This is a genomic window from Mycobacterium mantenii (assembly GCF_010731775.1).
Classification (GTDB): Bacteria; Actinomycetota; Actinomycetes; order Mycobacteriales; family Mycobacteriaceae; genus Mycobacterium; species Mycobacterium mantenii.
Window position 1 is genome coordinate 3042518 of the sequence record NZ_AP022590.1, and the last position, 13003, is coordinate 3055520.

Here is a 13003-nt window from a genome sequence, read left to right on the forward strand (position 1 = left end):
CATGGACTTCTCGTTTAGCGATGAGCAGGCGACGACCGCCAAGCTCGCCCGCGATCTGTTCGAGCGCCGCGCCACGCCGGAACGGCTGACCGAGCTGGAGGCCGGCGAAATCCGCTACGACGCCGCGCTCTGGAAAGAGCTGGCCGCCGCCGACCTGCTGGGCACCGCGCTGCCGGAGTCGGTGGGCGGTAACGGCGGCGGCTTCGTCGAACTCGGCGTGCTGCTTTCCGAGGTCGGCTACGCCGTCGCGCCGGTGCCCGCCTTCGCGACGCTGGCGCTGGGCGCCGACCCGATCGCCCGGCACGGCAGCCACGAACAGCAACAGCGCTTCCTGCCGGGCGTCGTCACCGGATCCCGCATCCTGACAACGGCATTGGCCGAACCTGGTCGCTCGGACCCGGCGAGCCCAATCACCACCGCGCGCCGCGACGGCCCGAACTGGCGCCTCGACGGCGCCAAGGAGCTGGTGCCGGCGGCGCAACTCGCCGACACCGTGCTGATTCCCGCCTCCATCGACGACGGCACCGTGGGCCTGTTCCTGCTGGCCGGCGACGCCGCCGGCGTCGAGATCCGCCCGGTAACCACCACCAACCGCGAACCCCACGCGGACGTATTCCTGGACGGCGCAATCGTTTCCGCGGCGGATGCGATTGCCGGCGACGGGCTGGTCGATTCGCTCTACACCCGCGCCCTGGTGGCGTTGTGCGCGATCCAGCTCGGTGTCGCCGAGCGGGCGCTGCGCATCGCCGCCGAATACACCACGGGCCGCGAGCAATTCGGGCGCCCGATCGGCAGCTTCCAGGCGGTGCAGCAGCGCATGGCCGACGCGTTCATCGACGTCGAGGTGATCCGGTGGACCACCTGGCAGGCGGCCTGGCTGGTCGCGCACGGCCGTCCGGCCGACCGGGCGGCGCGCATCGCGAAATTCTGGGCCGCCGACGCCGGTGCCCGTGTCGCCGCCACCGCCCAGCACGTCCACGGCGGCATCGGCATCGACGTCACCTATCCCCTGCACCGCTATTTCCTGTGGGCCAAGCACAACGAGCTGACCCTCGGTCCGGCTTCGGCGCAGCTGGCCCGACTCGGCGCAACCTATTCGGAAGGACCCGCATGACGACCACCACCAGCCGTACCACCACCCTGCGATGGCAAGACATCGCGGAGGGCGACGAGGTCACCCCGCTTGAAATCCCGATCACCACAACGATGATCGTCGCCGGGGCGATCGCCACCCGGGACTTCATGCCGGTGCATCACGACCGCGACTTCGCCAAGCAGCAGGGTTCGCCCAACTTGTTCATGAACATCTTGACCACCAACGGTTACTGTGTGCGCTTCCTCACCGACTGGGCCGGGCCCGAAGCGATGGTGAAGAAGCTGTCGATCCGCCTCGGGGTGCCTTGTTTTCCGGACGACCCGTTACGGTTCACCGGCCGCGTCACCGGCAAGACCGAGGGCTCGGGTGGTGAGAACTTCGTCGAGGTGACCTTCGCGGGCGCCAACAGGCTAGGCGACCATGTGTCGGGCACCGCTGTGCTCAGCCTGCTCGACGGGGCGGGCGCGTGAGCAGAACACTGCCCGGCGCCGCGGCCATCGTCGGGATCGGGCAGACGGAGTTCTCGAAGGAATCCGGGCGCAGCGAGCTGCAATTGGCGTGCGAGGCCGTCAGCGCCGCGCTGAACGACGCCGGCCTGGCGCCCAGTGACGTCGACGGCATGGTCACCTTCACCATGGACTCCAGCGACGAGATCGACATCGCCCGCAATGTCGGCATCGGCGACCTGAGCTTCTTCTCGCGCGTGCACCACGGGGGCGGCGCGGCCGCCGGCACCGTCGTGCACGCGGCGATGGCCGTGGCCACCGGTGTGGCCGACGTGGTGGTGTGCTGGCGGGCCTTCAACGAACGGTCCGGCATGCGGTTCGGCGGCAGCGGGCGCACCGACCTGGGAACCCCGCTGTTCATGGCGCACTACGCGCCGTTCGGATTGCTCACTCCGGCGGCCTGGGTCGCGATGCACGCCCAGCGGTATATGTCCACGTACGGGGTGACCAACGAGGACTTCGGGCGGATCGCGGTGGTCGACCGCAAGCACGCGGCGACCAACCCCGATGCCTGGTTCTACCAGCGCCCGATCACCCTGGAAGACCATCAGAATTCGCGCTGGATCGTCGAACCCGTGCTGCGCCTGCTGGATTGCTGTCAGGAAAGCGACGGCGGCGTCGCGCTGGTCATCACCGGCGCCGAACGCGCGCGCGACCTGCGGCAGCCGCCGGCCATCATCACCGCGGCGGCGCAGGGTGCCGCCCACGACGGCGAGATGATGACCAGCTACTACCGTGATGACATCACCGGGCTGCCCGAGATGGGGGTGGTGGCCCGGCAGCTGTGGCGCGATTCGGGCCTGAAACCACAAGACATCCAAACCGCCTTCATCTACGACCATTTCACGCCGTTCGTGTTCGCCCAGCTCGAGGAACTCGGATTCTGCGGGCGCGGGGAGGCCAAGGACTTCGCCACCGTCGAGCGGCTGTCGCTGGGTGGCGAGTTCCCGATCAACACCAACGGCGGCCTGCTCGGCGAGGCCTACATCCATGGCATGAACGGCATCACCGAGGGGGTGCGCCAGGTGCGCGGCACCTCGCACAACCAGGTCGACAACGTCGAGCACGTGCTGGTCACGTCCGGAACCGGCGTGCCGACCAGTGGTCTGATACTCGCGCCGGCCGGCTGAGGGGACATCATGCCAAGGCTCGCGCTCCTGACCGCCCACGGTGGGCCGATCGAGCTGGCCGAATTCCCGTTGACCACACCGGCACCGGGGACCGCCGCCCTGCGGCTGCGGATGGCGGGCATCTGCGGGTCCGACTTGCACATCTTCCGCGGCGAGTTGCCCCTGCCGTGCCCGTTCGCCATGGGCCACGAAATGGTCGGCGAGATCGCGGAACTCGGCGAGGGGCTGACCTCCGACGCGACCGGCAAGCCGCTGGCCGTCGGTGATCGTGTGGTGGCGCCGTACTTCTGGTTCTGCGGCAGTTGTCACGCGTGCGCGCGGGGACGGTCATACGCCTGCCAGAACCTGATGGCCGGCGAATACCGCACCCACGATCAGGCGCCGCATTTCGTCGCCGCCTACGGCGAGTACTACTACACCAGCCGCCGGCAGCCGTTGTACAAAGTTCCCGCGGAGCTGCCTGACGCGGCCGTCGCGCCGTTGAATTGCGCGCTGGCCCAGGTGTTGTTCGCGCTGCGCGACGTGCGGCTCGGGGACACCGTCGTGATCCAGGGCGCCGGCGGGCTGGGCATCAACGCCGCGGCCGTCGCACGGACGGCGGGTGCCGCAGCGGTCGTGGTCATCGACAAGATCGCCGAACGACTCCATGTCGCCGCCGATTTCGGCGCCACGCACTGCATCGACGCCAGCGGAATCTCGGCGGCGGAGGTCACCGAGCGGGTGCGCGAACACACCGGGGGCATCGGTGCCGACTGGGTGCTCGAGGTTGTCGGCGTGCCGGGCGTCATCCCGGAGGGGATCGGGTTTCTCAACAACGGCGGGACGCTGCTCGAGGTCGGCAACGTCGGGATGGGACGCACCTTCGAGCTCGACCCGAGCGCGCTGGTCTACGGCAACAAGTCGGTGCGCGGGGTGATGCTGTACGACCCGGTCACCCTGGCCACCGGTCTATCGTTCCTGCAGCACACCAGCTTTCCGTTCGAGCGGCTGATGCCCAAGCCGTTTCGTCTGACCGACGTCAACGAAGCGTTCGCCTCGGCCGATGCCGGGCTGGTCCCGCGGGGGGCATTGATTCCGTGACGACTCAGCCGACCCAGGTGACGGACACCCGCGAGCTCATCGTGGAGTCGGCATTCGCGTGCTTCGGCAAGCAGGGGCTGCAGAAGGCGACGATCGTCGACATCGCCAGGCGGGCCGGCGTATCGCGCAGCACCATCTACGAATACTTTTCCGACAAGGCCGAAATCGTCGAGGCGTGTGCCGAACACGCATCCGAGCGGTTCTACCGCGAGATGACCAAGGCGATGGACCGCGGCAGCACGCTGGAGGACAAGCTGTGTTCGGCAGCGGTCTTCGTGACCCAGGCGCGGCGGGTCATCGCGGCCGAGAAGTACTTCGACGAGGATGCGATCAGCCTGCTGCTGACCAAGGACGCCGCCGTGCTGCTGCGCGAATGCGTCGAGTTCTTCGCCCCCTACCTGTCGGCCGCCAGGCGCACCGGCGAGGTCCGCAAGGACCTCGACATCGAGTCCGCCGGTGAATGGTTCGCCCGCATCCTGTTCTCACTCTTCAGCACGCCGTCCTCGACGCTGAACATGGACGATCCCGACGTGGCGGCGGAATTCGTTCGCGCCCACGTGGTGCGCGGCTTCGCCAGTGACCGCCCCCGCCCGCGGCGCGCTCAATAAACCGTTGAGTGTGAATCCTGGGCGGCGATTATCGGCGTGTCGCCGCCCAGGATTCACACTCAACGCCCGCGCCGCGCCAGCGCCCGCAGGAAGAACGCCAGGTTGGCCGGCCGTTCGGCGAGCCGCCGCATGAAGTAGCCGTACCATCGGGTGCCGAACGGCACGTAGACCCGCAGCTGGTTGCCCGCCGCGACGAGGCGTCGCTGCTCATCATCGCGAATGCCGTAGAGCATCTGGTGCTCGAATTGGCCGGTGCTGCGCCCCGATTCGCGCACCATCTCCGGCACCGCGCCGATGATCTCCGGGTCGTGGGAGGCCACCATCGGGTAGCCGGATCCGGCCATCAGCACCCACAGGCAATCCAGGTAGGCGTCGGTGACCTCGGCGGGATCGCGGTAGGCCAGCGAGGCGGGTTCGTCATAGGCGCCCTTGCACAGCCGGACCCGGGCGCCGGAGGCGGCGAATTCCTCGCAGTCCTCCAGCGTGCGCCGCAGATAGGCCTGCAAAACCAGTCCGAGCCAGGGAAATTCGGTCCGCAGGTCGCGCACGGTGCGCAGCGTCGAATCGGTGGTGGTGTGGTTCTCGGCGTCCACGGTCACCCACACGCCCGCGCATTGGGCGGCATCGCAAATCGACCATGCGTTCTCCCGCGCGATCTTGTGCCCGTCGCGCTCCAGCGACTGTCCCAGCGCCGACAGTTTGACCGAGACTTCCAGCGGTTGAACCAGGTCACCGGCCGCGCCCAGCCCACCCAGGCGCCCGATCAGATCCAGGTAGGTCCGCACCCCCGCGTCGGCGTCGTCGGCGCTGCCGACATCCTCGCCCAGATAGTCGACGCTGACGAAGCGGCCCGAATCACGCAGACCGACAACGCTGTTGTGCACCGAGTCGATCGTGTCCCCGGGGACGAACCGGTGCACCACCTTGCGGGTGACCGACAGCCGCTCGGCGGTGCGGCGCAACCCGTCACGGCGGCTCGCCGCCAGGATCGCCGGGCGCAAAGTGGTGGCGAACACTCCGGCCATCAGTCGGCGCCCATATGCGGATAGGTGTGGTCGGTCGCCGGGATGAAGGTCTCCTTGATGGTGCGAGCCGACGTCCAGCGCAACATGTTCAGCATCGATCCGGCCTTGTCGTTGGTGCCCGAGCCACGGGAACCGCCGAACGGCTGGCGCCCGACGACCGCGCCGGTCGGCTTGTCGTTGATGTAGAAGTTGCCGGCCGCAAACCGCAGCCGGCCTTGGGCGGTCAGCACGGCATCGCGGTCGTCGGCGATGACCGCGCCGGTCAGCGCGTACCGAGACCCGGTGTCGACGACGTCGAGGACCCGCTCGTAGTCGGCGTCGGGGTATACGTGCACCGACAGCAGCGGGCCGAAGTATTCCGTCGCGAACGACTCGTCGGTCGGATCGTCGGACAGCAGCACCGTGGGGCGCACGAAATACCCTTCGCTGTCGTCGTATTCGCCGCCGACCGCGATCGTGACGTGCGCCGCGCCCTTTGCCCGCTCGATGGCGTCGACGTTCTTGGTGAAGGCCCGCCGGTCGATCAGCGCTCCCCCGTAATTTGTCAGGTCGGTGACATCGCCGTACCGCAGCGCGGCGGTCTTGCCCAGGAAATCGTCGCCCATGCGGCGCCACACCGACTGTGCGATGAAGGCCCGCGACGCCGCCGAGCATTTCTGGCCCTGGTAGTCGAACGCGCCGCGGATCAGCGCCGTGCACAATACATCCGGGCGCGCCGAGGAATGCGCGACGACGAAGTCTTTACCACCGGTCTCTCCGACGAGGCGGGGATAGCTTTGGTAGCGGCTGATATTGGCGCCCACCTGCTGCCACAGGTGCTGGAAGGTAGCCGTCGACCCGGTGAAGTGGATGCCGGCCAGGCGCGGATCGGCCAGTGCCACGTCGGAAACGGCAAAGCCGTCGCCGGTCACCAGGTTGATCACCCCGGGCGGCAGCCCCGCCGCCTCGAGCAATTGCATGGTCAGATACGCCGACAACGTCTGGGTGACCGACGGCTTCCACAGCACGGTGTTGCCCATCAGCGCCGGCGCGGTCGGCAGATTGCCGGCGATGGAGGTGAAGTTGAACGGCGTGATCGCGTACACGAAGCCGTCCAGCGGGCGGTATTCGCTGCGATTCCACTCGCCGGGCCCGCTGATCGGCTGCTGCGCCAGGATCTGTCGCGCGAACGCCACGTTGAATCGCCAGAAGTCGATCTGTTCGCACGGCGAGTCGATCTCGGCCTGGTAGGCCGACTTGGATTGACCGAGCATCGTCGCGGCGGCGATTCTCTCCCGCCACGGCCCGGCCAGCAGGTCGGCGGCGCGCAGGAACACCGCCGCCCGCTCATCGAACGGCATTGCCGCCCAAGCGCTTTTCGCGGCCATCGCGGCGTCGATCGCGGCCGTCGCGTCGGTGTGACCGGCGTTGGTCAGGGTGCCCAGCTTCGCGGTGTGCCGGTGCGGCTGGACGACGTCGACACGCTCGCCGTCGCCCATCCGGTGCGCACCGCCGATGACATGCGGGAGGTCGATCGGATGCGCGGCCAGCGCGGCCAGCTCGGCGACGAGACGGGCGCGTTCCGGGGAGTGCGGTGCATAGTCGTGGACCGGCTCGTTGGCCGGCATCGGGACCTGAGTTATCGCGTCCATGCTGCAAGGATCCTCGCGCCGGACCCGCAGAGAATTAGCCGATCAGACAAGGGGGTGCGGTATTAGTAGTAAAATCGGACAACATGGCCGGGGTCGGGCTGGGGCAGCTGCTGCTCGCGCTGGACGCGACGCTGGTGAGCCTGGTCGACGCGCCCCGGGGCCTGGACCTGTCGGTGGGGTCGGCGGCCCTGATCGACTCCGACGACGTGCGGCTCGGGATGGCGGCCGCGGCGGGCAACGCCGACGTCTTTTTCCTGCTGGGGATCGCCGACGACGAGGCGTTGCGGTGGATGGACAAGCAGGCGCGCGAACGTGTGCCGGTGGCCGTCTTTGTCAAAGAACCGTCGAATGCCTTGGTGGCCAGAGCCGTTGCGGGCGGATCGGCGGTGGTGGCCGTCGATCCCCGGGCCCGCTGGGAGCGGCTTTATCAACTGGTAAACCACGTTCTGGAGCATCACGGGGACCGCGCGGACGCAACCGACGACTCGGGCACCGACCTGTTCGGCTTGGCGCAGTCGCTCGCCGACCGAATCCACGGCATGGTCAGCATCGAAAACGCGCAATCGCACGTCCTGGCCTATTCGGCCTCTAACGACGAAGCCGACGAACTGCGCCGCCTTTCCATCCTGGGCAGGGCGGGACCGCCCGAGCATCTCGAGTGGATCGGCCAGTGGGGCATCTTCGATGCGCTGCGCTCGGGCACCGAGGTGGTCCGCGTCGCCGAGCGACCCGAGTTGGGGCTGCGTCCGCGACTGGCCGTCGGCGTCTACCGGCCCGCGCCCGATGCGCGGCGACCGCCGGTGTTCGCCGGAACCATCTGGGTGCAGCAAGGCTCGCAACCGCTGGCCGACGACGCCGAGGAGATGTTGCGCGGCGCCGCCGTGCTCGCCGCCCGCATCATGTCGCGCTTGGCGGCCCGGCCATCCACCCACGCGCGGCGGGTGCAGCAACTTCTCGGCCTCGGTGACGCGGAAGCCGTTGCGCACGTCGACGTGGCCGCAGTCGCCCGCGAACTCGGTCTCGCCGCCGACGGCGACGCGGCCCTGATCGGTTGGGACGCGGCGGAGAGTTCACCCCGTCACGCCCGGCTCGCCGACGTTATTGCTCTGAGCGCCAGCGCCTTTCGTCACGATGCCCAGGTCGCCTCGGCCGGCTCGCGAACGTACGTGCTGCTTCCCCAGACCCACAATCGGTCGGTCACCTCGTGGGTGCGCGGCACCATCGGCGCCATGCGCGCCGAACTCGGGGTGCAGCTGCGGGCGGCTATCGCCGCGCCGGTCGCGGGCCTTGCCGCGGTGGCCGCCGCGCGCATCGAGGTGGACCGCGTACTGGACAGCGCTGAGCGGCACCCGATTTCGTTCGGGCAGGTGACGTCGCTGGCGGAAGCCCGTACCGCCGTCCTGCTCGACGAAATCGTGACCCTGGTCGGGGGCGACGAGCGCTTGATCGATCCGCGGATCGTGGGGCTGCGCAACGACGATCCGGTGCTGGCCGAGACGTTGCGGACCTATCTGGATGCCTTCGGCGACATCGCCGCTGCCGCCCGATCGCTGCGCGTGCATCCGAATACGGTTCGCTACCGGGTGCGCCGGATCGAGAAATTGTTGTCGACGTCGCTGGCCGATCCCGAGGTGCGGCTGCTGTTTTCGCTGGGATTGCGGGTACTGGAAAGTCGTTGACGCGCTCCCGTCCGCCGGCTTGGCGGTCGCCATGCGCGAAACTCCAGAAGCGGTACCCTAACCCGCATGCGCAGTTCGTCCGTCGTGTCCTTGCTGCGGGAACGCGCAGGTCTGCAGCCTGACGACGTGGCGTTCCGGTATACCGATTACGAGCAGGACTGGGCGGGCGTCACCGAGACGCTGACGTGGGCACAGCTGTATCAGCGAAGCCTGAACGTTGCGCACGAGGTCAGGCGGCACGGCACCACCGGGGACCGGGCCGTGATCTTTGCCCCCCAGGGTCTCGCGTACATCGTGGCGTTCCTGGGCGCGATACAGGCCGGGCTGATCGCGGTCCCGCTCTCGGTCCCGCAGCCGGGCGCGCACGATGAGCGGGTGGCCGCCGTCCTGGCGGACACCACAGCCGCCGTCGTTCTCACCACGTCGGCGTCGGCCGCGACCGTCAACGCCTACCTGCACCGCCCGGACTCGGGCACCGAAGGCCCCGGCCCCACCGTCATCGCCGTCGACGCGCTGGACCTGGACCGACCGAATTCGTCGAGCATCCGGATCAGCGGAGCTCCGGACATCGCATACCTGCAGTACACGTCGGGCTCTACGCGTCTTCCGGCCGGGGTGATGGTCTCGCACCGCAACCTTGCGGTGAACTTCCAGCAACTGATGGCCGCGTACTTTCCCGACTTCAACGGGGTGGCCCCGCGCGACACCGTCTGCGTGTCGTGGCTGCCTTTCTATCACGACATGGGTTTGGTTCAGGGCGTCATCGCACCGATCCTCGGCGGCTACCGCGGCGATCTGACGAGCCCGGTCGCGTTCCTGCAACGCCCGGCACGCTGGATCCACGCGATGTCCCAACCCAATCCGGTCTTCTCCGCCGCGCCGAACTTCGCCTTCGAACTCGCGGTCCGCAAGACATCGGAGGACGACCTGACCGGAGTCGACCTGGGCAACATCATCAGCATCGTCAGCGGTGCCGAACGGATCCATCCCGCCACGCTCGACCGGTTCTGCAAACGGTTCGCCCCGTACAACTTTCGCGAAGACATGATGCAGCCCTCCTACGGTCTGGCCGAAGCGACGGTCTATGTCGCCAGCCGCGCCAGGGCCGGCGCCCCGGTGGTCGTCCACTTCGAACCGGAAAAACTGTCGGAGGGCAGCGCGCAGCGATGCTCGGCGGAGACCGGTACGCCGCTGCTGAGCTACGGCACGCCGACGTCGCCGACGGTGCAAATCGTTGACCCCGGTACCAGCGCACCGTGCCCGGCCGGAACGGTCGGCGAAATCTGGGTCAACGGCGAGAACGTCGCCGACGGTTACTGGCAGAAGCCCGAGGAGACCCAGCGCACCTTCGGCGGCATTCTGGCCGACCCGTCACCCGGCGACCCCGAGGACCCCTGGCTGCGCACCGGCGACCTCGGCTTCATCTCCGAGGACGAGATGTTCATCGTGGGCCGGATGAAAGATCTGCTGATCGTCTACGGCCGCAACCACTATCCCGAGGACATCGAGTCGACGGTGCAGCGGATCACCGGCGGCCGGGTCGCGGCGATCTCGGTTGCGGTGGACGAGATCGAAAAGCTGGTGACCATCATCGAACTCAAGAAGCGCGGCGATTCCGACGAGGACGCGCTGCGCATGCTCGACATCGTCAAGAACGATGTCACCGCGGCGATATCGAACTCGCACGGGCTCAACGTCGCCGACCTGGTCCTGGTGTTACCGGGATCGATTCCCACCACGACGAGCGGCAAGATCCGGCGGGCGGCATGCGTGGAACAGTACCGCCGCCAAGGGTTCGTCCGGTTGGACGGCTGAGCTTTCCTGCGCGGCCGCAACCCGGGGGACGGCGTACCCTATTGGCTGTTCGCCGTCTGGGCTTCCTCGAGAAAGTGCCCCACCACGTCGGGGCCGGTGGAGTGCATCTTGATGGACAGCTCGAGCAGCCTGTCCTTGGTCTGCTTCGGGAGCAGCTCGATCGAGCGAGTGGTGGCCGAGTCGTACTTCGCCCCGGGAAAGCGCTGCAGGAGAACGTCTTTCTGCTCTTCCGTGGTGTAAATCTCGAGTAGCTTCATGCCTGCGAACGCCTCGATCGCCTTGTCCGCCATTCCGGCGTTCGCCAGCGCTTCCAACCGTTCCTCGTTGATCCAGACGTTGACCTTGATCTTCTTCTCGCCGCTGGTCATCAGTTCTCCAATTGGTTCAGCGTAAAGACCGGCAACCGGTCCTTCAGGTACTCCTCGGTGACGAAGGGCGAACCCTGGCCGTACTTGGCGGCGCTGTCCATCACGACTTCGAACACCTCGTGCCGCATCACCTTTTGGGTCGGCTTGACCTCGTCGGTCAGGATGCTCCGAATCAGGCTGCCGCTGAAGCTTTGTGCTTGATCGTCGTGGCCGCACAGGGCCGAGTTGGTGACCTCCTGGCACACCGGGCAGTACCAGTTCTCGCGCAGGAAAACCGGTTTGATCCCGAGCTCGCTGCGGTATTGCTTGAGGATGTTCTGGGAATCGTAGGGGTGGTAAAAGTCGCCTACGCCGGCATGGTCCCGTCCGAACATGTGATGCGTGCAGCCGAGGTTCGTCCGCAGGATGGCGTGGAAGATGGCCTCCCGGGGCCCGGCATAGCGCATGTCCCACAGTGTGAACGACACCAGGTGGATGTCCTCGCGGAAATACCCACTGGTCCTCAATTCGTTCTGCGCCAACAGGATTGCCTCGTCGATGTAGTCCCCGACGCGCTTCTGGCCGATGATGGCATTGACCAGAATGCCGGTGTGCAGGTTGTCGACGGGCTGGTCCTCGTTCGCCGCCAGCCAGGCCTGCTTCATCAGGGCCTCGTGACCGGTGTGCGGGACGTTGCGGGTCTGATGGGCGACGGCGCGCTTCCACTCTTTTTTCGCTAGCGCGTCCTTGTGCTGCTTCGGAGTCAGCCAGAAGCTTTTGAAGGGTTCGTTGAACACCGGCTCGTTGATGAGCGTGATGTCGCCGCCGATGAAACGATCCGCGTACGCCAGCGTCTTCTTGACGCCCGGGTGCCGGGGATCAGTTGTGCCATAGGTCTTTCCAGCCATATGCTGCAAGTCGTACTCGTAGATCTCGGAAACCTCGAACAACGCCATCGGGGCGTCGAGATACTCGAGAACGACGCTGTGGCCCTCCTGCACCCCGAACTTCTCGACGTCCGCCGCGGACAGATCGAAGACGATCGGAATGCTCCACAGCGTGCCGTCGGGCAACTGGAATTTGTCCAGCGTGCCATCCACTTCGCGCCGGCCCATGAACCCCGTCAGCGGGGTGAAGAAGCCGTAGGAGAGGCTGATCACCTCGTGCGCGGCGGCTTTCGAGATCGGGATGCGCGGCAGTCCCTCGATCTGACTCGCCGCATTTTCCGTGGACACTCGTTCCGCGATCGGTTTCCCGTTATGACCTTGGTAGCTCATGAAAGTGACCTCGTTTCGCGTGAGATGACACCCACCCGCTCGAGATGGGTGATCACCTCCTCGGCCAGCGTGTCCGCGTCCTTATTGCCGCCTTCGAGCCGCAGCTCGGGCCGCGCCGGGGCCTCGTAGGGGTCGTCGATTCCGGTGAATCCCTTGATCTCGCCGGCCCGGGCTTTCTTGTAGAGCCCTTTGGGATCACGCTGCTCGCAAATCTCAATTGGGGTGTCGATGAAGATCTCTTGGAAATCGCCGTCATGCAGGGTGGCCCGAATGGCGTCACGATCGCGAACGTACGGGCTGATGAACGCTGTCAGCGCGATGACACCGGACTCGCAGAACAGCTTCGCGACCGCGCCGATGCGGCGGATGTTCTCCTCACGATCCTGGGCGGAAAACCCCAGCCCGAACCGTTTGGCGAACTCGGTTCCGTGCCGCTCTTCGAGCAGTTCCGGGCCGGCGTTGAGCCCATAGCGGACGTTGTCCCCGTCCAGCAGGAAGCTGCGGATGCCCCGCTCGTAGAGCTTTTGCTCGACGGCGTTGGCCACCGTGCTCTTGCCGCTGCCGCTCAGGCCGGTGAACCAGATGACGCAGCCTTTGTGACCATTGAGTTCTTCACGTGCCACGCGAGAAATCTGATGGTCGTGCCAGGTGATGTTGTTCGCCAATTCCAGCTCCTGTTCACACCGTTCAGCCGCGCATGAGCGCGCCGACCTGGCCACATACCTTCACCATATTGTTTATCAATCAATCCGGATCAGAACCAGTCCACAAGTAAAGATGGTCAACTTACGGGAGTTTTTGTTCGACAG

General features: G+C 66.8%; 12 protein-coding genes. 7 read left to right on the forward strand and 5 right to left on the reverse strand.

The window, feature by feature from the left end; all coding sequences use genetic code 11:
* Window position 1 precedes the first annotated feature (1 nt).
* Genes G6N50_RS13575 through G6N50_RS13595 form a run of 5 tightly spaced genes read left to right on the forward strand, consistent with a single transcriptional unit; the run spans window position 2 to window position 4420 of the window.
* Window positions 2-1114, forward strand: coding sequence for an acyl-CoA dehydrogenase family protein (locus tag G6N50_RS13575; RefSeq protein WP_083095354.1), 1113 nt, complete (start codon window positions 2-4; stop codon window positions 1112-1114).
* Window positions 1111-1566, forward strand: coding sequence for a MaoC family dehydratase (locus G6N50_RS13580; protein ID WP_083095353.1), 456 nt, complete (start codon window positions 1111-1113; stop codon window positions 1564-1566). Before G6N50_RS13575 ends, G6N50_RS13580 begins: the two co-directional genes overlap by 4 nt.
* Window positions 1563-2732: a lipid-transfer protein gene (locus G6N50_RS13585; protein WP_083095352.1), complete on the forward strand. Its 1170-nt coding sequence runs from the start codon at window positions 1563-1565 to the stop codon at window positions 2730-2732. Before G6N50_RS13580 ends, G6N50_RS13585 begins: the two co-directional genes overlap by 4 nt.
* A gap of 9 nt (window positions 2733-2741) precedes the next feature.
* Entirely contained in the window at window positions 2742-3812 is a 1071-nt protein-coding gene (locus G6N50_RS13590; RefSeq protein ID WP_083095351.1) for a zinc-binding dehydrogenase, read from the forward strand.
* Complete coding sequence (locus tag G6N50_RS13595; RefSeq protein WP_083095350.1) at window positions 3809-4420, forward strand: TetR/AcrR family transcriptional regulator; 612 nt, start codon at window positions 3809-3811, stop codon at window positions 4418-4420. The genes G6N50_RS13590 and G6N50_RS13595 overlap by 4 nt, the downstream gene beginning before the upstream one ends.
* A 59-nt stretch (window positions 4421-4479) precedes the next feature.
* On the opposite strand, the gene G6N50_RS13600 is transcribed toward G6N50_RS13595, so the two are convergent.
* Entirely contained in the window at window positions 4480-5445 is a 966-nt protein-coding gene (locus G6N50_RS13600; protein ID WP_083095349.1) for a proline dehydrogenase family protein, read from the reverse strand.
* Window positions 5445-7076 (reverse strand): L-glutamate gamma-semialdehyde dehydrogenase, encoded by a 1632-nt coding sequence (pruA, locus tag G6N50_RS13605; RefSeq protein ID WP_083095348.1) that lies wholly within the window; start codon window positions 7074-7076, stop codon window positions 5445-5447. Before pruA ends, G6N50_RS13600 begins: the two co-directional genes overlap by 1 nt.
* An 83-nt stretch (window positions 7077-7159) precedes the next feature.
* On the opposite strand from pruA, the gene G6N50_RS13610 reads away from it, so the two are divergent.
* Both G6N50_RS13610 and fadD21 read left to right on the forward strand, forming a co-directional pair.
* Complete coding sequence (locus G6N50_RS13610) at window positions 7160-8755, forward strand: PucR family transcriptional regulator (protein WP_083095347.1); 1596 nt, start codon at window positions 7160-7162, stop codon at window positions 8753-8755.
* 66 nt (window positions 8756-8821) lie between these two features.
* Complete coding sequence (gene fadD21, locus G6N50_RS13615; RefSeq protein WP_083095346.1) at window positions 8822-10570, forward strand: fatty-acid--AMP ligase FAAL21/FadD21; 1749 nt, start codon at window positions 8822-8824, stop codon at window positions 10568-10570.
* 38 nt (window positions 10571-10608) lie between these two features.
* Here the strand turns inward: fadD21 and G6N50_RS13620 are convergent, their stop codons facing one another.
* Genes G6N50_RS13620 through cysC form a run of 3 tightly spaced genes read right to left on the reverse strand, consistent with a single transcriptional unit; the run spans window position 10609 to window position 12859 of the window.
* A complete protein-coding gene (locus tag G6N50_RS13620; RefSeq protein ID WP_083095345.1) occupies window positions 10609-10938 on the reverse strand; it encodes a DUF6955 family protein in 330 nt (109 codons plus the stop codon).
* Window positions 10938-12194: a sulfate adenylyltransferase gene (gene sat / locus G6N50_RS13625; RefSeq protein WP_083095344.1), complete on the reverse strand. Its 1257-nt coding sequence runs from the start codon at window positions 12192-12194 to the stop codon at window positions 10938-10940. Before sat ends, G6N50_RS13620 begins: the two co-directional genes overlap by 1 nt.
* Window positions 12191-12859, reverse strand: a complete 669-nt coding sequence (gene cysC, locus G6N50_RS13630; RefSeq protein ID WP_083095392.1) for an adenylyl-sulfate kinase — start codon at window positions 12857-12859, stop codon at window positions 12191-12193. Before cysC ends, sat begins: the two co-directional genes overlap by 4 nt.
* Window positions 12860-13003: the final 144 nt, after the last annotated feature.